Consider the following 21,598-nt stretch of genomic DNA (forward strand, 5'->3'; position numbering starts at 1 on the left):
AGAAGCCACCGGCGGGGTCTGCCGGCGGCCTCCCGTTGACCCGTCAGCGTACGGCCTTGGTCACCACCTTGAGCAGCGACCGCAGCAGACTTGTCTTCGGCGTGGCGGCGGGACCGTCGGCGTCGTCGATCTGCTGCAATCTCGTGGTGAGGTCCTTGGCCCACGCCGTGTTCTTCCAGTCGTCCGTCGCAACCGGCACGGGCGTGATCGGGGTGGACTGGCTGGACGGCTGCTCGAACTTGGCGCTCCAATTCACCAGGGGAGCCGGGGCGCTGCTCTGCAACGCGGCCACGATCTCCGGTGCGACCGTCTGCACGGCCGCCGCGGGCGCCACCGCCGGCGCCGGCGGCACCACCGGTTGCGGCAGCGTCACCGTGATCACCATGTCCGTGGCGTCGGGACCGACCTGCGGCGTGACCGCAGGCTGCAGCCGCCCATCGTTGAGCGACAGCAGTTGCAGATCGACCTGCGTCGTTCCTGCCTGGGCGGCGTCCTTCACGCGGAAGTCCAGCTCCAGCAGATTGCCCTCGCCCACCCCCATCGGGTTCAGGCGGGCGATGTCGATCTCGATGGCGCGCAGGCCGCCTTCGATCGCGTGGTCGCGTACCAGCCTCCACTGGAAGTCGGCCGACAGCGCCGGCCGGGCCTGCACATACTGCAGTGCGCTGGGGTCGTAGACGATCCTGGCCCGCACGCTTTCCAGACCCTGCGTCTGGTCGATGGTCACCGGCACCGTGACGGTCTGGCCGCGCGTGGCGGAGACATCGGCACCCAGCGCGGCGGACCGCGTCGGTCCGTCCAGGACGAACGGCACCGCGCCTTCGGGCAACGCAGGAATCTCGCGGCGCTGCTGCCCCAGCACGAACTGGTAGAAGCGGTTGACGTCGAGCGTGGTCAGCTGCCCGTTGGCGTTGAGGTCGCCGACGATCACGGGGTCGACGTTCGGATAGGCGCCGAACCCGGTGTCGATGCCGGCCACCACGCGCTGCAGACGCTGCACGTCCAGCGTGCTGTAACCGGCATTGGCGCTGCCGTCGAGGAAGTAGCCCGCCAGGTGTACCGCATCGTCGCCGGTGGCTTCGAGCGATTGCTCCTCGGCGCCCAACGCCTCCAGGACTCGCACCTCGATGCGTTGCGCGCTGCCATATTCGACGTTGTCGGGCACGAAGGCCGCCAGCCTGAGCGGCGTCGCGCTGCCCTGCACCGTCTGCTCGAAATTGACGAAGAACCGGCGTCCGCCTTCGATCTCTATCCAGTCGATGCCGCCGCCGAAACCGTTGGCGAACGAGAGATCGCCGAGTTCCAGCATTTCTGCGTCGAACAGGACCTCGAAGATCAGGGTCCGCAATCCATCGGCATGGGCGATCGAGACCGGCAGGAGGTTGCTGTCCTGTGCCGTGCTGTTGGGCACCACCACGGATTGTCCCGGTCCGCGCATGAAGTCGGGCAGGGAGACGGTGAGATGCGCGGCGGTTTCCACCACGATGTGGAAGGAAGCGTTGTCGCCGCCGATTCCGTCTCCGTTGCCGTCCAGGGCACGTCCGAGCAGATCGACGAATCCGCCTTCGCCGGCATTGAGGACGACCTCGTAGTCGCCATCGCCGAGCGGCGCGCCGGTCTTGACGAATTGCACGCCCAGACCGTCGGCATCCCGGAACAGGGATCCGGCGATCGTCTGGCCCTGCGGGCCCAGCACCGTCAAGTCGGCCGCGCCGAACATGCCGCCCTGTCCGCTGTAGAGGTTGAGGGACGCCCCGTCGATCGCCTGGTCGAACCGCACATGGAATACGGAGACGGTCCTCTGCACGCTGTCGACGGACAGCAGGTCGGGCCGGACTTCCACCGTCAACGTCTCGGCCGTCCACTCGCCGTCTTCATCGATGGCCGTGGCGACGATGTCCACGCTGCGCGTCCGATCCGTCTGATAGATATGCACCAGCACCGTCGGACCTTCGGGATTCGCCTCCACCGTGACAGGCTCGCCACCGTCGCCCCAGTTCACGATCCATTGAGTGACGTTGTCCGCACCGGCGTCGGTCCAGTCGAGTTCCAGTGTGTAGGGCTCGCCGGAAACCACGAACTCGGGGCCGTGGACGGTGAGTTCCGGCGCGACGTTCACCACCGACAGCTCGAAGGCATCGGACCCGGTGTCGCCGGTGTTGTCCTTCACCGTGATGCTGACAGTGCGCACGCCGTCGTCCGAATACTTGTGCTGGCCCACGACGTACCAGATGCCTTCTTCCTCGATCAGCTGCGCTTCCTCGGCACCGAAACCGTCGCCCCAGTCGATGAAGCCGGCCGATTGCGCCGGATCGAGAACACCGGCGTCGCTGAACGGCACGCGGATCTCCACCGTGCCGCCTTCCGTGCTTTCACGGTCGGGCCCGGCATCGACGACAGGCGCGACGTTCGCCACGTTCACCATGAACGCCGTTTCGGTCCCGCTGCCGTCGTTGTCGACGAGCTGCACGACCACCTTGTAGGCGCCCTCGTCCGCATAGACGTGGGACAGCGGTATCACGCCATTGCCGGACACCGTGTCCAGAACGATCCCTTCCGGCTCGGAACCGTCGCCCCAATCCACAGAGGCGAGGTGAGTGTCCGTGACACCGGGGTCGCTGTAGGAAAGATCGAGCGTGAAGACCGCGCCTTCGTCCGCGCTCTGGTCCTTCGTCTCCTCCAGCACGGGTAGTGCGTTGAGCGCAGTCACTGCGAAAGACAGCGTGTCGCTGTCTTCGCCATCGCTCACGGTCAGCACGACCTCGTACTTGCCTTCGTCCGCGTAGACGTGGCTGCCGCGCAGGAACCCGGTGGCACCGGGCTGGGCTTCCTCGCCGGGGAATTGCCGGAAGAGATCGAACGGAATCTCCTCGACGGTGCCATCGCCCCAATCGGCCGTGACGAAGTAGTCGTCGGCGAAGCCGGTGTCGAAGAACCCGATCTCGAACTGCTGCAGCGCGACGGCCAGGCCCTCGACGGCGACGACTTCACCCGGCCCTTCGCTCAGGAATTCCGGTGCCGAACCGACCACCGTGAGCACGAAGGAATCGCTGCCCGTGCCGCCGTCGTCGTCCGTGACGGAGATCGTCACGGTGTAGGTTCCGTCGGCACCGTACATGTGCGAACCGAACAGGCTTCCGCTCATGCCGCCTTCGCTTCCGGGCGGGCCGAACGGCTCCTCGAAGAGGCCGATCTCCTCGATCACGCCGTCGCCCCAGTCGACGGTGGCGGTATGCCCGTCCGCCGTGCCGAGATCGACGAAGAACGCCCCGGGATCCTGCTGGTTCTGACTGCTGAAGCCTTCGAGGAACACGAAGGTGCCCTCGAACGCCGTGCGATCCTCGCCTGCCGAGACCGTCGGCGCGACGTTGCCGACCTCGACCACGAACGTGTCGCGGGCACGGCCTCCGTCATCGTCCAGAACCGTGATGCCCACGCGGTACTTGCCGTCATCCGCGTAGACGTGACGCAGGCCCGCAAGCACCGCCTCCACCGATTCGCCGGGCAGCACGAAGGCGCTCTCCACCGTCGTGTCGCCCCATTCGATGTCGATGGTGAGCGCATCGCCCGCTCCCGGATCGCTGAGCGTGACTCCCGCCAGCGTCAACGCGACCCCTTCGGTCAGCGAACGATCTGCTCCCGCTTCGAGGACCGGAGCCACGTTGGTGACCCGGACGTTCACGATCTCGGGATAGCCGACCTGCACGAGCTGCCGCTCGTTCGCGGCCACCCGCACCTGCTGCTCCCCGCTCACGTCGCGATAGGCGTAGAGGTAGAGCTGGTACACGCCTTCGTCGGCCGGGGTGAAGCCGAAGGTTTCACCTTCGCCCTGCGCGATGGTCGTGCCGGCGGGATCCACGAGCGACCACAAGGTCACGTAGCTCTCGCCTCCGGCCGGGTCCTTCGCCACGCCCGAGAACTGCATCGTCTGGCCTTCGACACCGTCACGGTTCCCCAGCACCTGCAATTCGACAGTCTGGCGATTGCCGATATCCTGTCCGAGGCTCACTTCGCCGTCCGTCGTGAGGCTCACGACATCGATGCCCACGACACCGAAGCCGTCGAAGCCCGTCTCGCCCGTGGGTTCCCAGCCGCCTTGCGGAACTTCCACGACCAGGAAGGACGCATCGGCGCCGGCACCCTGCGTGACGCCTGCCGGGAAGCCCATGCCGCCATTCGATGTCTGGTCGGACACGACGCCGGAACTCTGCAGGGCGAAGCTGGAGATCGACGTGCCGAGGAAGCCGGTGAATCCGCGCGTATAGACGTCGCGCACCACCACGGTCCGCGTGACCGCCGTCACACCCAGCACCTGATCGGCGCCCGCGGCGAGCGATCGGAACGTGAGCTGGTTGCCCGTGCGCCCGACGGCGATGTCGCTGCTCAGACCCGCGTTCGCGAACAACGACGCGATGTCGTTCACCAGATCGTCCATGGTGGCGTTGTTGGACGCCATGCTGGCGGACAGCGTGATGGACCCGAGCGAGCGTCCGCTGAGATTGAAGGACAGCGCGGCACTGGTCGTCGTTGTCGTGACCGTCCGCCTCATGTTCACGTTGCTGAACCACAGGTTGGAACTGGGGTTGCTGTCCACCGTCGTGGTCGTGACGCCCGTGCCGCCGCGGACGTTCGTCGTCGAAGGCGCGGTGACGATCGCCGGCACCGGCTCGGCATCGCCGATGCTGCGGAACGCGTAGTCGCCGTTGGCATCGGAATAGGTGAACTTCTCGCCGTCGTCGTAGCGCAGGTTGCCGTTCGCGTCGAGGAAGAAGAAGACACCGTCGATCCCCGCCTCTCCCGCATCGCGTACGCCGTTGCCGTTGCGGTCGTCGTACTTGGTGCCGTAGATGGCGTTCTGAGTGGGCGTGTAGTCCACGACCACCGAAGCGCTGCGGCCGCGGCTGTCGCCCAGGGCGCCCGTGCCGTCGCGCACCGTCACCACCACGGACTCCGTGCCCGGTTGACCCGGCAGCGTCGAACGGCCCAGCGTGATGTCCGTGCCGTTCAGAGTGGCGACGACGAGCGGCGCAGGTGCCAGGACCAGGCTCAACGGATCGCCCGGCGTGTCGTCGATGTTCACGTGCACGGGTGAAGTGGTTCGCGTGACCCCGTTCACCAGCGTGCCGGTGTTGTTGTTGCCGCTGGAGTCCCTGACCGTCGTGCCGGCGGGCTCCATGAAGTTCCACCACCCGTTCAGGCCCGAGGGCGCCACTTCCGTCAGGGCGTACATGGCGGCCTGGATCTGCTGCTGCGTCCGGGCGACATTCCACAGGCGCACTTCCTCGATCGTCCCGCGGAAGGCCCCGTAGCTCGCGTCGCTCTCCAGCGTGGCGCCAAAGAGCAGAGCGGCGGGAGTGACGACCGGATTGGTCGAGGCGATGCCTGCCTTGCCGACGAGTTCGCCGTTCAGATAGACCGACATCTCGCCCGTGTCACGGTCGATCACGCCGGCGAAATGATAGGACTGCCCGGCCTTGATGGATCCGGTGGGCGTGTTCACCCAGTACTGCACCGTCCCATCGGACGACGTGAAGTGCAGATACCCCGTGTTGTTGACCCACAGGGTGTACGAGCGCGTGTTGACGCTGCCGCCATTTTTCTGGATGAGCGGCATCCAGGTGTTGGTGAAGGCCTCGACCTTGAACCACGTCTCGAGCGTGAGTTGACGGCCGGGAGACACGGTCGCGCTGTGGGGGACCAGGACGAGGTCGTTGATGCCGTCCAGGCGAACGGCCGACGGCGCTCCGCCCTGAGGCAGGACGGCCCCGATCGTGGGTGCATCGTTGGCGTCGTACAGCACGTCCACGCCTTCGGTCTGCCGCTCGAGGAAGCCCAGCGGCTGTGCCGCGTAGATCGTCGCATTGGCGATCGTGTTCGTGGTGATGTCCAGCGTGAGCCGGTCGCCGTCGATCACGAACCGCATGCTGCCGGCTGCGTAGCCGATGCCGGCGAGTTCACCGTCCAGAGCGGCATTGAGGTCGGCGACCAGGTCCGCAAGACTCGTGTTGGCGGCCGTTTGCGCCGTCGTGAGGCTGAGCGTCATCCAGCGGATGCTGCTGTCCGCCGTGCTGATGACGATGCGCGCATCGAGATCCTCGGTCAGCTGTCCATCCGCGGGCGGCGAGCCTGCGGGATCCACACCCAGACGGGTCGCGAGGATGCGCAGTTGCGTGCCGAGGTTGTCGAGAATGGAGCTGTCGTTGATATCCAGTCCCAGACGCCCGTTCACCACCGTGAACTCGATCGCGTCGTCGGCAAAGCCGGCGTTGTCGAGACCGACACGCAAGGCCGCATTGAGGTCCTCGACGAGATCCGCCAGATCCGTGTTGTCCGCGGTCACTGCCGCGAGCAGGTTGATCGAGACGGTCGTGCGCACGTCGCCCGGCTGGTCGACGCGCATCTGGTACGACAGGTCCTCGGCCAGCTTGCCGTCCGTCACCTTCGGCAACGGCGCAGGAATGTCCTCGTTCGCCGCGATCGTATCGAGCAGCGGAATGAAGTCGTCGTGCGCCCGGTTGTCGAGCGGATTGCCCTCCAGCCCCAATACCGAAAGGGAGGGCATGAAGGAATCGACTCGCACCAGTCGCACCGCGTCCGCGGCCGCCAGACCGGCCGCGTCGCTCAGGACCACCTGGACGCGCAGACCGTCGGTGGCCGTGGGATCGGCAGTCACGTTCACCGTGCCGAGCGTCTGCCACGGACGTCCGCCCATCGTGTCGTCGGCCTGCGGCGCCTGCGTCTGATCCACCGTGACGACGAGCCCCGGCGGCCGGATGAACATGGTGTCGCCGTCGTTCAGCGTCACGGCCTTGCCCAGGTAATTCACGGCGCCGACGTTGCCGCTCGCCGTGAACGCTTGCGTCGACTCCGGAATCAGCGTCGCGTACACGCCGTAGGCTTCCAGGTTGGCGAGAATCTCCGCTCCGCTGCCGCCGAACTGGGTCTTGGTGGCGAATCCCGCCTTCAGCAGTTCCGTCTGATAGCCCAGTTCTCCGGCACCCAGCTTGGGCGCGGCGATCGTTTCGTCGGTCAGATTTGCGAACAGCACCAGGTCGAAGCCGGCGAAATCGTCGGAGACGCCCAGGATGCCGGCGTCCACCCGCACCACGGCCATGGCGGCATCGCCCGGCGCCGCCGAGAGGAACGCCGTGTCGAACAGTTCCGTGGAAAGGAACGGAAGCAGACCACCCACCGCTGCACCGCCCTGGAGGGCCGGCAGATACGGCGTGAGCGTGGTGCCGCCCTTCACGAACGGGTTGGCTGTCCGCGAGCCCGTGTAGGTCTCGATGTCAGCGGTGACCCGCGGCTCGATGGAGACCGCGCCACCGCCGAGATCCGTGGCCTCGTAGTACTCGAAGGTGCCTGCGTTGGAACCGAGGATGAAGCGGCCCGTCTGGCCGGTGCTGCCGCCCGTGCCGCCGCTCGTGTTCACGAAGCCGTCGTTGGAATTGACGACCGAGCCGTACAGCTTGACCGTGCCACCGGCACCGCCGCCGCCCAGCCCGCCCAGCCCGCCGTCCCCGCCTTCTCCGCCGGTGCCGCCCTTGCCACCCGCGCCGCCCTTGCCACCCGCGCCACTGAAGATGGATCCGGCACCGCCGTTCGCACCATTGGTGCCATTGAAGCCGGTCAGGCCGCCGTTGCCGTCCGCGCCGCCGGAACCGGCACTGCCGTTGCCGCCCGTGGCATCGAATTGCGCTCCATCGACGAGGATGCGGCCGTTCGCCACGATCTCGAAGGCACCGCCGCCGGCGCCGCCGACGCCGCCCAGCCCTCCGCGCCCGCCAGACCCGCCGCTGCCGCCGGCGCCCCCGGTGCCGCCGTTTCCGCCGTCTCCGCCGGTGGCGAACACGAGGGAAGTATTGCCGCCACCACCGCCGCCACCGCCACCCGCGCCGCCACCGCCACCGCCGCCCGCGCCACCGCCGCCCCCGCCGCCGCTGCCGCCTGCGCCACCGCCGCTGATGCCCAGCCCGTTCACATTGTTGTTGCCGCCTGCGCCGGCGTTGCCGGTGAATCCATCCGCTCCACCGAAGCCGTTCTGGCCCGGTGTGCCCGCCTGGCCGTTGGCGCTGATTCCGCCACCGCCACCGCCGGACACCTGCCCTCCACCGAATCCGCCCACCTGGAACCAAAGGAAAGGCGCGTAGCCACCGGAACCGCCCGTACCGCCCGCACCGCCGCCCGCCACGTTGCCGTAGCCGCCGGAGCCCGTGCCGCCCGTGCCTCCTTGGGAGCCCAGGGAACCGATGTTGCCGTAGTTGCCCGTGCCGCCCGCACCTCCGGGCGTGCCCTGATGGAAGCTGAAGAACAGGAACTCGGCGCCTTCGCCTCCTGCACCGCCGCCACCGCCCGAGCCGCCCGTGCCTCCACCGCCGCCCGTGCCTCCGGCGCCCACACCCGCAACCGCGCCGCCGCCGGGTCCGGCGATCGTGCCGCTTGCGCTCGCATCGATCGTCACGTTGGTGCCGATGTTGACGTCGTCGCCGACCTGCAGCGACAACGGTCTCAGGCCCTGGATCACGATCGTCGTGTCGTCGGGGATGTCGAGGTCGCCGGCGATGTTGAAGGTCAGCATGCCGTTCACTACGGAAACCGTGTAGGGCGTACCGAAGAATGTCGCGGCACTGCCGTCGTCGCCGGTCACGAATCCCGTCGTCGTGTCGATGATCACCATGCCGCCGCCCGCACCCGGATCTTCCGCGTCGAGCGCGAGACCTCCGCGGAACAGCGACAGTCCCGAGACCACCTCGGCGGTGTTGGTGCCGCGGACGAAATACGTGACCGCATCGCTGCGGGAGTCCGCCGCCGGCCAGGTCACGTCCACGCGGTACTGGCCGGGCTGAAGATCGCCGAAGGTCCAGATCGCCGCGTTGGTCTCGTCGACGTTGCCGGTGAAGCGGTAGTCCTGCTCGAAGGCACCCGCGACCGGATTCAGGTTCCGGTCCCAACCCGGGGCCTGGAAGATCGGCACCTCGTTGGCACCTGTTCCCGTGGTTCCCGTGTCACCATCGTCGATCACGCGCTGACCGACGAGATCCTCGATGCTGCGGATCGTGTTGTTGTCCAGGCGCAGCACTTCCACCGTCGAAAGCTTCGTGAACGGTTCGACGTCCTGGATCGTGTGGTTCTTGAGACTCAGCACACGGATGTCGGTGAGCGACGCGAGCGCGGAAGCATCGTCGGACGGCACCGAGGCGGGCACCGGATCGGGCAGCAGCCTGCTCGAAGGAACGATCTGCTTGGCTCCGCCCGGGAGCCGGTAAGACAGTTCCACCCCTGCACCGCCGCCGTTCTCGAAATAGTCGAGACGTATCGTGTGCCAGCCCGCCGCGAGGCCGATGCTGCCGGTCGCCTCGAACGGTGCATGCTGGCCATCGTTGTTGACGACCAGCGCCCCATCGATGAACAGGCGCGAACCGTCGTCGCTGTTCACGAAGAACTGCGTGGTCCCGCTCGCGTCGATGAAGATCTGCCCGGTCCAGCGGGCAAAGAACGTGTCGGACATGCCCGTTCCGGCGAATTCGCCGAGGGTCGACGGATTGTTCACGTTCGCGTCGATGCGGACGACGTCGGCATTGCCGCTGTTGAAGCCGGACGTGAACTGGGCCAGATTGTTGATGGTGGAGTCCACATCCCAGAACCGGGCCAGCAGTCCCTGCTGGAACAGCGAGGCGGACGAGTCGGGAATGAGCACGGCCTGCGGGATGACCTGCTTGGGTCCGTTGACCGGGTCGTACTTGAGGATCACGCCCGCCGGACCGCCCGCGTCGAAATAATCCAGCCGCAGGTCGTGCCAGCCGCGCTTCAGGGTGAGGGTGCCACCCGCCTCCGTCATGGCATGGCCGCCATCGTTGTTCACGACCTGCACGCCGTCGATGAACAGGCGCGAGCCGTCGTCGCTCTCCGTGTAGAACGTGACCGGGCCGTCCCCGCCGATCCAGATCTGGCCCGTCCACCGGGCGAAGAAGAGTTCGCTCCCCACGCCCGGTGCGAACGCCGCCGTCGTGGAGCCGATGTCCACGTTGGATTCGACACGGACCGAGGCCACGTTGGTCGCGTTGTACGTCTGGTTGAACTGGGAGAGGCTCGTGATCGAGCCCAGGCCGCTGTTCCAGTACTGAGCCAGCAGGCCGTTCGCGCGTACCGTGTCCAGCGACAGGAACTCGAGCGAACGGGTGCCGCCGCCGGCCACGGTCCAGGTGAGGTCGGCGAACTCGGCGAGATCCGAGACGGCGTTGCCGTCGAAGGAGAGGCTGCGCAACGAGGCAAGCACCTTGACCGGGTCGAGTTCGTTGTCGACCGTGGACGAGAGCGACTGGATCCGCGGATTCAGATCCAGGGCGAGGTGCTCGAGCTGCGCGAGCCCTGCCTTGAAGTTGATGGCATCGCGGTAGATGCCCTTGACGACACCGTCGAGCGGATCGGTGTCCAGGCTGACGTCGTCGGTCACCGTGCCTTCATAGAGCGCACCGAACTTGCGGTCCTCCAGGCGGCGCAGCTCGTCAAGGGTCAGGTTGTTGTTCGAAAGGTTGAGCGATTGCAGGTTGGTCGCGAACTCCAGCCCCTGAAGCGTGGTGATCCCCAGCGAAGAGGCGTCGAGCCCCACGATCTCGGCCAGATCGCTGGCCCAGATGCGCTGCTGCCAGTCCGCGCCCTGCGTGGCGGTGAATTCCGTGCGGTCCGAACCGTTCTGGACGTGAACCAGCAGGCCGCCGTCGTAACGCTTGGTGACGGCCAGGCCCAGCGCATCGGCGATGGCGGCGCGCAGGCCGGCGTCCTGGATGGCGATCAGCGCGTCCACCCAGGGCGTGAGCGGCTGCTCGGAACGCTGGTCGAGCGCCGGATCGACGCGGGTCTCGCGGTCCTCGTCCAGGTCGCGCACCTCGATCTGCTCGCCGATGAAGTAGTCGTTGCCGCTGTCGCCCTGCAGGCGATCGAGGCCGGCATTGCCCACGACGAAATCTTCGCCCTCGCCGCCGTAGACCCAGTCGCGGTCGGTGGACGGATGGGCGTAGCCCCAGATGGGAGGTGCAACCTCGATCTTGAAGCCCGTATCCTCGGCGACCGGCCCTTCCTCGTTGTACACGCGCAGGTAGTACCCGCCGGCTTCCAGGGCCCGCATGTCGATGATGGAACGGCCCGTCGCGACGAGCTGGCCGTCCTTGGTGTACAGATCGGCAAGCAGACCCTCGGTGCGCGGGGTGATCTGCAGGCCGGTCTTGCCGTCGGAGCTTCCGCCGGCCAGGCGCAACGTGACGGGATCCGCACCGTCCAGGTTCTCCACACGCACGGTGAGGCGCGTGTCGCCGCGGGCGAGCGCATCGCGAACGGCCGTGGTGATGTCGAAGTCCGTCTGGGCGCCGGTGAGATTCCCGCTCGTCGTGTAGATCGCCTTGCGCTGCAGGTCGGCGCTCGTGTAGCTGTCGTCGCCCTCGCCTTCCAGCACGCTCACCGTGAGCTTCATCGCCGGTGCGGGAACCTGGTCGAAGCGGCGGGTTCCCGCGTTCGTGCCGTTGGTGGACCAGAGGGAGCCACCCGCGCTGAAGTACAGCTGCCCGCCCATGACCTGGAAGCTCGTCGCGTTCGCAGGCACATTCGGCAGGAGCGCCGGCACGGCGGCCGGGTTGTTCGCGTCGAGCACGTACATCGAACCGTTCGCCACGAAGACGACGCGGTTGAAGCCGGTGCCTTCCAGCACGGCCATCTGGGTGATCGTGCTGCTGCCGGCGCCCGGAACCAGATCCATCACCCGCGAAGCCGCCTCGCCCGTGTTCATCCGCCACAGCTCGTAGCCGGTGGAGGAATCGTTGGCGAGGAAGTAGAGGCCGGTGTCACTTGCCAGCAGCTGGCGGGGATCCCCGCTCGCCACGGAGCCCGGAACGGTGAACTGGATCGGCGGCAGGGAGATGCCGAAGAAACCGCCCTGATTGATGGTGATCACCTGCGCCGCGACGTCCGGCACGCCCACGTTGATGCCGAAGTCCTGGCTGGAGGTATCGGCCGCATTGGGATCGATGCTCCAGAGCTCGCGTCCCTGCAGCAGCGCCGTGGAAAGCGTGGAGCCCGCCGGCGCGTCCTCCGCCGCAAAGTACAGGCGCCCGTTGAACAGGGTGAGCCCGTTGGGATTGGAGGTGGCGCCCGGTAGATCGCTCATGCGCGTCAGCGCGGTGCCGCGCACGCGGTAGACATCACGATCGGCACTGGTACCGCTCACGCGCTGCGTGAAGAAGAGCGCGTCCGCGCCGTTGGCCAGCCTCGCCACGACCAGATCCGCCGGATCGGCCGTGCCGGTGAACACGCCGAGCCCGCTGGAGCCGAGCGAGAAGGAGAACAGGGAGGCAGGACCGGTGGGAGTGTCGCGGCCCGCGAAGTACACGGTGCCGCCGACGGCGGTGAGCTCCGCCATGCTGTCGATGGCCGACGAGCCTGAGATGACCCGCGTTCCGACCACGGTGCCGTCGCTGGTCCACAGCTCGTCGCCCACACCCGCGGCGGCGCTGGCATTCACGAAGACCAGTCCGTCTCCGGTGCGTGCCGCGGCCTGATCGGCCGTGAACCCCAGGGGAGCGCCATTGCGGACGGTGAAGCTGACGACGTAAGGCGTGGTGGTGCTGGAAGACCCCGGAGCAGCCACGAGGGAGAGCTGCGTGCCCGCCACCTGCACCGCAATGCTTCCGGCGTCCAGACCCTGGGCCGTCAGCGCTGCATTGAGAACGTTCCGCAGATCGCTGGCCAGTTCGGTCACGGCCGCCGAGCCGGCAGGCAGGGAGGCGTTCCCGCGCGTGGCGTTGTCGGGCAGCGTCAATACGAGATCGACAGTGCGCCCGTCGCTCGTCACCGCCTGTACGGTGATCGTCGGCGCGATGAGCGGCCGCCCGCCGGCGGGCGCGCTGTCCGAACGCAGCACGACGTCGCGGCTGTCGTTGGCTCCGCCCGCGAAGCCCAGGGTGGTCGCGCCGGCTCCGCTCAGAGCGATGTTGTAGACGGACTCGTGATCGGAGACGAGCACGAGCCTGCCCACGTTGCCCAGCGTCCCTTCGGCGAAGCGGATGGAGCTCGCGCCAAGACCGAGGGATTCGTTGAACGGGGCGAGCGCCGCATTGAGATCCTGCACCCAGGCCGCCGTGCTGGTGCCGTTGTCGTTCAGCTGCGCCGGCTGGAGCACCAGCGTGATGTTGGCGGCGGACGTCTCGCCCACCAGCGACACGGCGATGTTGAACGTCAGCGGCGCGGTCACCGTTGAACCGTTCGGCACATTGGCTGTCGCCGTGATGCGAGTCTCGGACGACGTGGAAGCGAACGTCGCGAAGCCGATTTCCTCGGCATTGCGCAGCGCGATCTGGACGATCTGGGAGACCGCGGACCGGAGTCGCAGCTGCGGCGTGGCGCCGGAGCTGTCGACCTCGACCACGATGTCGGATGTGCTGATTCCCGAGCCGGAGAGTGCGCTGCTCGCGAGCGCCGTTGCGACTGCGTCGCGGACATCCACTCGCAGGTCGTTGATGCTGGTGTTCCCCACGTAGGCGGCCTTGGGCACCGTCACGTCGACGCTGTAGCGCTCGCCCGTGGCCTTCTGCAGTTCCAGGGTGAACACAGCGTCCACGTTGGGCACACCATCCTGCGGCGCCGACGTGGTCGTGGCGCGTGCCTGGCCCAGCACGGCGGTGAATTCGCGGGGATCGCCGGGAATCTCGCCGAGTCTGGTGGTGACGATGCTGCCGTCGGCCTGGCGGACGGCCTTCCACAGCTGCGTTCCCACGGATGCGTTCGCCGTGAAGTAGAGCGTGCCGCCCACATCGGTGAGATTGGCGGCTCCGAAGCCCTGCGCGGCGGTGGTATCCGACGGGTCCATGATGGCGACCTGCTTCGTCCCCGCCAGGGTTCCGTCCGTCACCCACAGCTGCGTCCGGGGATCGGACACCGTGCTGCCGGTGAAGTAGACGAGGCTGCCCGAGCGCGTGACGTTCTGGACGTTGGTGGGTGCCGGGACGCTCGTGACAGACCCCTGCGCGTCGAGCACCAGCGACGCTCCGGCGATTTCGGACGGATCTCCGGCGTAGGCCAGGAACTGGCCCAGGTCGAACTCGAGCACCGTGCCGGTGGAGACGACGGCCTGAACCGAGTAGGCGCGCCGGAACGTCTGGCCCGCCAGCAGCGTGCTGCCCGCGTGGACCGCGTTGCCCGCGGCCTTGTTGGACCCGAGCCACTGGACGTTGCGGGCGGCACCGTCGACATCGTTGCCTGAATTGAAAGCGATGACACCCGCGTTGTCGGCGCTGGACGAGCCGTCCTTCCAGCCGAGGAAGTAGCCGGCCCCCACTGCGTCGGACCCGGACTGAACGTCGAACTTGAACGAGAGCGTCTTGTTGGCGCCCACGGTCTGGGTCTTGCCGATGCCGGTGATCTCGTACGTGCCGTCCGACCGGAGCTTGTAGATGATCGGCGTGACGGAACGCTGTGCCGAGGTATCGCCGAAGTTGCCCGTGACGAAGGACCACGAATCGACGCGGCCCGTCTGGGTGAAGGCATCCGCCACGAACAGGCTGCCGACGGCGGAGTCGACCGAGGCGCGCGACACGAGCGAACCGGTCCCCACGGTGGTGGGCCTGGCGACGGTGGCCGTCGTGCCGCGCGGAACGGCGGCGATGAACGTGTCCACCATGCCGGGACTCACACGGATGGCGTTGCCCGTCTGGCCGTCGCCGAGTGTGGTGAACCGGTACCAGCGTTCCGTCTCGCCCTTCTGCAGCACGAAGTCGTCCTGTCCGTCGCCGTCGATGTCCAGGCTCTGGAACACGATCGCACGGCCGGAGCCGTCGTCGATGAGGAAGTCGCCGCTGCCGGGAACGGTCTCGTTGGTGAGATCGATGATGACGTCGTCGCTCGGCAGGTCCGGCGGAGTGGAGGTGCCGTAGGCAAAGTACACCTTGCCGCCGCCCGGAACGACCCGCTCCGTCACGAAGTCGGCCCCCGAGGCGCCGACCATGAGGTCGTCCCGGCCGTCGCCGTTCACGTCGAGGAACGGAACGGCGGCGAGCGAGCCCAGCCGGTCGAACTCGGATTCGCCGACCAGCGTGCTGTCGGCCGCCGTGAGCACCAGCGTCCCGCCCTTGTTCATGGCAGAGAAGAACACATAGGCCGCACCGCGCTCGCTCTGATCGAGCAGCGTGCGCGTTCCGGTCGCGAACGTCTGACGCGACGGTTCGCCCACCACCAGGTCGGCGAGGCCGTCGCCGTTGAAGTCGCCGGCCGTGGCCACGAGGGCGCCTTCGTAGGTCACGCCTGCCGGAATGTTCGTCGCGAGATCGCGGCGGACCGTGATCATCGCGTCCTCGGGCGCATAACGCTTGACGGTCGAGACGCCGGTGAAATCCTCCCGGCCGGCGAAGACGAACAGGCCGCCTTCCTCGTTGGGATCGGCGCTTCCGGTCTTGCGGCCCTCGAACGAGCGCCCGATGGCGATGTCGTCGTAGCCGTCGTCGTTGAGATCACCGAGTGCGGAAAGCGAGGCGCCCAGGCCGAAGCCCTGGATCACGGCCGTCCCGTTGCCACCCAGGCTGATGGTCGAGTTGCTGCCGCCGGAGAAGGTCGTCGAATTCACGGCGAGGAACACCTTGCCGTAATTCGGATGCGTGGCGGTGATGCTTGCCTCGCCGCCGCCACCGGCCGTGGTCCCGAACACGATCGCGCCTCTGTCCGCGATCAGCACGTCGTCGCGACCATCGCCGTTCACGTCGCCGGCCACGGTCAGGTCGAGGATCGACTGCGATGCGGCGGAAGCGGACAGCGAACCCGTGCCGCCCCCATCGTTCAGGATCGCCTGCGCTTCGGCCTTCACGGCGCTCGTGGAAGGCACTGCATACGCGAAGCGCGTCAAGGCGCCCACGCTCCACGAGGTCTTCGGCGCGTCGTCGGCGCTCCACATGGAACGGCCGGACAGCACGTAGCCTGCCGTGTCGGGACCGATCCGGCTGCTCGCACCCAGGAGGATGTCGGCATAGCCGTCGTCGTTCCAGTTGAGCACGGAGAACGACGAGTCCGCCGCGGCAAACGCGACATTGAGCGTGGTCGTCGCGCTTGCACCAGGCGACGACAGCGTGAGCTGGCGGACCCGGTTCTGTCCGCTTTGCGTGACCAGGAAATCGACGTACGCCCGGTCGATCACCCGTGGCAGCTGGATGCCGTCGGCGAGTCCGCCGAGAATGGCCGTGACCACGGACGAGTTGTGGTCGTCCGCCTCGCGGATGAACAGCAGGTCCGTGTGGCCGTCGCCGTTGATGTCGCCCATGCGATCGGCCGCGCGACCCACGTCCGCATCGATGAACACGTCGGCCAGATCGATCACGTTGTCGATGGAGCCGATCTCGACCGGCCCGAGCAGGACGTAGCTGCCTTCCGTCCCGGTCAGCAGCAGGTCCTCCGTGCGGTCGCCATTGAAGTCGGTCAGGTGCACGGCGCGCGACAGACCTTCGTTCTCGAGGTCGCCGGCGAGGGCGAACGCATCGCGCATCTGCGGAGAAGACTGGTTGGCCAGATCGACCCCCGGAATTTCCCGCGGGCCCGTGGACGGCGGCAGAGGTGTCGCGAGCTGGAACACGTAAGGTTTGGCCGGCAGCCTCGACAGGATTTCGCCCTGATCCGCGGGCGTGGGTTCGCCGAGGTCCGTGCCCACGAACAGACGCAGCGAATCGCCGCCCGGGCCCGCGATCGCGAGGCGGGTGTAGTTGACGCCATCGACATTCACGACATCGGCACCGCCGAACAGCAACGGTTGCGAGGCCACCGTTCCGGCCGTCGAGTACGTGGCGCGTCCGGGTTCGAACTGGAGATCCGGAACGGCGACACCGCCGGGAATCTCGAGCCTTGCCTTCAGTGCGGCCCGGCTCGGTCCGGAGAGGAACAGCTGCACCACCTGGTGATCGAGCGAGGCGACCTCGTTGAGACGCGTGCTGTGCACCATCACGGCGGCCGCGAGATCGTCGCGGCCATCGCCGTCGAAATCGCCCACACCCCGCAGCCCGATGTTGTCGAGCTGCAGCGCGCTGTCGTCGCCGAGGAGGGAGCCAAGGGTCACCGTCCCGGTGAACGAACCGCCGAACACCAGGATGTCGTCGTTGGTGCGGTCGAGAATGAAGTCGGTCTTGCCGTCGCCGTCCACGTCGCCGACCGTGCGGACGGTCGTGGCTGCCCCGATGTTCTGGATCGTGGCCGCGAGCACCGGCTCGCCGATGCCGCTGGTTCCCTGGCGGATCATCAGGCTGCCGCCGCTGGACCCGGTCACGGTGGCGAAGTCCTCGATGCCGTCCCCGGTCTGATCGCCGAGGCCGGTTCCGCGCGCGCCGTCGAACGTGAACGTGCTGCCGGTATCGATGAGCCACTCGGCACGGGAACGCCCTCCCAGCAGCTGCTGGCTGCCGCCGAAGGAGAACAGCAGGTCGGCCGCCTGGGCCGAACTCGTCGAGGAGGCATCGCCGCGGCTCACCTGATTGCCGGTGAGGAACTGGAATTCATCCGGCGCGCCGCCGGGCAGATCGACCAGGATGGCGGCGCCCTTGAACGTGTCGTTCGACGGATCGCTGGAGAACAGCTCGTAGGAAAACTGGTGCACGCCTGCCGCGAGATCGACCGTCGCCTGTGTGCCCTCGATCCCATGCAGGCCGCTTGCCGCCGAGCCATCCGCACCGATGACCACCCTGCCATCGATGATGAGCCGCGCGCCGTCGGACGAGTGGGATTCGAACGTGTAGGTGCCTGCCGTCGTCGCCAGGAACTGGCCGGTCCAGCGCACGGCGAACTTGGTGCCCAGCGAGGCGATTCCGTCCAGCCCGGAGCCCGTGTTCGCGAAGTGGTAGAAGATCGAATCCGCCGACGACATGTCGATGCGGCGCTCGACGGGACCGAAGCCCGCCACGTCGACGATCGCCCCCCCTTCGATCCACAGCGGCACGCCTTCCTCGAAACCCGAGGCCGCCGCGAGCTGGACGGCACCCGAGACGGAGTCGTGCAGGGTGACGACGACGTTGTCGATGGCGAAGGACTCGGTTGCCCCCACGTGATAGCCGTCGCCACTGGCGAAGAGCTCGATGGTGAGCGTATCGCCGGTATGCGCGATATTGCGCAGCGCCGCCTCGCGCCCCATGTCCAGCAGGCGGTCCCGGCCCGCGCCGAATCCGAGCGAGCCCTGATCGAGCAGGACACCCGTGCCCGGCGCATAGCCCGTCCCGCCTTCGGCAAACATGTCCTCCGAGAAGACATCGACACCGTCGACGCGCACGGTGAAGCGATCCGCGCCTCCAACACCGCCCCAGCCGTCGACCAGCGCCAGCAGGAACGAAAGATCGATGGAATCGTGCGCGGCCAGGCCGGTGAGGACGATCCGCGTCGCGCTCTCCGCGCCGGCGGCAGCGTTCAGCAGGAACGAACCGGAAGCGAAGCTGCTGGGAAGCGTTGCGAGATTGGAGGTCTCGGCCAGATCGTAGTACTCGGCCAGGAGACCGTTGCCCGATTTCGACGTCACGTTGCCCGCCGCGGCGAGGGTGACCGCGCCGGTGCCGGCGTAGGGGATGAAGACGTCGCGGTCGGTCGTGAGCGACAGCACGTCCCGTGCGTCGCGGAACAGGACGGACGACGGTACGACTTCCCTGCCGGCCACCGTTCCGGGCGGATCCCAGTCGAGCCGCACACCGGCGAAGCCGCCGTACTCGAACATCTCGACGCGGATGTCGTGGAAGCCCGCGGAGAGCGTGACCGACCCGCTCCGGTCGGAGTACCCGTGCAGGCCATCGTGGTTGATGACGAGCTTGCCGTCGATGAACAGACGGGAACCGTCGTCGGAGCCCAGCGTGAACGTGTATTCGCCGGCCGTCTCGATCCTGATCTGGCCGGTCCAGCGCGCGGCGAAGTAGTCGGTGAGATCCGAGAATCCGTTGAAACCGGGGCCGCCGCTGTTGGGAACGTCGACCTGCGCATCCACCCGCGTGTGCACGGGCGTGAGGTTGTCGAACGCGATGTTGGACAGGAGCGGCGGCACGAATCCGCCCGGACGCATCGACACCGGCAGCGAGTAGTACTCGCCCACGAGGCCCGGCATCCGCCTCCACGTTCTGCTGGCGCCAGTCGCGGCGGCCGAACACGACGTAGACGCCTTGATCTTCTGTCGCCTCGGCGGCGCCGGTGATGGGATTCGCGCGACGCTTCGTGACCGCCACGGCGATATCGTCGATGCCGTCGCCGTCGACGTCACCGACGCCCCTGATCTCGGCCTTGTTGCCGGCCGTGGTCGACAGGATGGGCGAAGGCAGACTCAACGTGATGGGCGACCCGTACAGATCGGGATCGAGACCGGTGGCCGTGCCGAAGGCGAGGCGGGCGTAGCTGCTGTCCGTCGAGCTGGCGGCATCGCGTATCGACACCACCGCATCGTCATACCCGTCGCCGTTGATGTCGCCCAGGTCGATGAAGACGGGCTGGCCCAGCAATTCGATGCTGGAGAATTCCTTGGTGGCCTCGTCGGCCGACACCAGCGTGGTATCGCCCAGCGGTTCCTTGAACTTGATGCGGTACTGGCCGACGCCGAAGTCCGTGATGAGCGCCTTGCCGGAACCGTCCAGGCCGAAGCCGAAGCCCGGATTGTTGGCGGCCAGGAGCGTCCCGTTGATGCGGTTGCGCGTGGAATCCAGCACCTGGTTGCCTGTCGTGGCGGGATCGCCGTCGGCGACTTCCTCGAAACGCCAGTAGCCCTGCAGGCCGGATTCGTCGCCGGTGAGGACCCGGTTGAAGTTGCGCTGCACTTCCTCGGCCGTGCGCGCGGTGTTCCACACGCGCACTTCGTCGATGCTCCCGTCGAAGTTCTGGCCGGTGGGAATGGACTGCCGGCCGCCGATGCGGAAATCGTTCTGGCCGGTCGTGAAGTCGCCGATGCTTCCCGAGCCGGTGTAGGTGTGCGCCAGCACGCCGTTCTTGTACGTCTGGATCGTGCCGCGGTCGTAGACGATCGCGATGTGGGTCCACTCGCCTTCCTCGGCCACGACACCCGTGTCGATCCAGGCCCAGCCGGGGTTGGCGTTCGAGAACGCCCAGCGGATCGTGCCGTCGCTGAACCGGGCGATCTCGTATTCGCCTTCCCGGTTGACGATGATGCCGCCCTGGCCGGACGTGTTCGATCCGGGACCGGCGGGATTGATCCACGCCTCGATCGTGCCCTGCGCCGTGAGCTTGAGCGCGGCATTGCTGCCCATGTTCACGTAGTCGGCATCGTCGCCGGGGATGTTCTCGCCGTCGAACGTGAGCGAGCGGCCCGCCAGCGCCTCGTCCGCCTTGACGTCCTTGGTGACGTGCAGGAGGTAGTACTCCGGAGTCCCCGAGAAACGTTCGCGCGGCACCAGCGACACGGCACCGGTGGGATCGGTATCCTCGGCCGGGAAGAGGTATGCCTGCAGCTTGACGTCGTCGTCCTCCGTGACGATCGAGTCGATCACGTTCACCTTGACCACTTCGATCATGTCGGCCGTGAGCACGGCGCCCGGCGAAAGGCCGAACTGGCGGATCGCTTCCGGCGCACTGAGGATGTACCAGTCGCCTTCGTCGCCCAGGTGGAAGTTGAGGCCGTCGATGATGCTGCCCTGGCGCACGTCGGGAAGCTGGGCCGCGTAGGCGACCACGTCGTTCCGGCTGGAGAAGCCGTTGCGTGTCTGGAACTCGTAGGCGTCCGGGTTGAGGACGAAGTCGCCCGCGAGCAGGTCGCCGCCGGAGCCGCCGGTGATGGTGTCGTCGCCGCCATAGCCCATGACGATGTCGGCGCCTTCCCCGCCGTCGATGGTGTCGTCGTACGCACCGCCATAGAGGCGGTCGTTGCCCGCACCGCCGCGGATCTCCAGGTTCACCAGTTCCGCGCGCGCTTCCTGGTTGCCCTCCTTGATGCCCCATTCCTCCGTCCGGTTCGGGAACTTGAACTCCGGATCGGCGTGCACGACGTCGTCGCCCGCGCGGGTGTCGATGACCTGGCGCTCGACATTCACGGTCCGGTAGTAGGAATAGAGCTGCTCGTACTTGGCCGAGCCCACGGACAACGGGGAGAAGCCCAGTTCGGTGACGGCGGTGTCGGCGGGATCGTCGACGCGAAGCTCCAGCCCCGGACCGTTCGCGGAGAGCGTCAGCACGCCGCCGGGAAACTCCACCGTAACGGTCGACTCGATACCGGCGAGCGAGAGCGCCTCGTTGATCGCGTTGGCGAGATCCTCGCCCAGATCAGTGATGGTGCCGTTGCTGTCGGTCTGCGCCTTCTGCAACGTGACATTCACCAGTTGCGTGGCGCCCGGCACCAGCAGCCGGAAGTGGGCGTCGGCGGAGAGCTTGCCGTTCAGCGGCCCCTGCTTGCCTGCCTTCACCACGGACTGATCGGTGACGAATTCCTGGTTGGCCGTGTCCCACTGCAGCGCCGTGAATTCGTAGCGGTGCAGGAAGATGTCGTAACGGATGGCGACCGTATCGTTGACCGGCCGGCCCAGCTGATCCGTATCGCCGCCCAGGAACAGCACGCGGTCGTCGCCCGTGCCGCCGTCGAAGTAGTCGGTCAGCGTCTGCAGGCTTTCCTGGC

Annotated in this window: 1 protein-coding gene and 1 pseudogene; both read right to left on the reverse strand. The window is 67.4% G+C overall.

Annotated features, from left to right (window positions below):
- Window positions 1-43 precede the first annotated feature (43 nt).
- A complete protein-coding gene (locus tag IPK20_22730; protein MBK8019205.1) occupies window positions 44-19,093 on the reverse strand; it encodes an FG-GAP repeat protein in 19,050 nt (6,349 codons plus the stop codon).
- 694 nt (window positions 19,094-19,787) lie between these two features.
- Window positions 19,788-20,789 (reverse strand): annotated as a pseudogene (locus tag IPK20_22735) (LamG domain-containing protein).
- Window positions 20,790-21,598 lie beyond the last annotated feature (809 nt).

The sequence above is a fragment of the Betaproteobacteria bacterium genome (assembly GCA_016713305.1).
Taxonomy (GTDB): Bacteria; Pseudomonadota; Gammaproteobacteria; order Burkholderiales.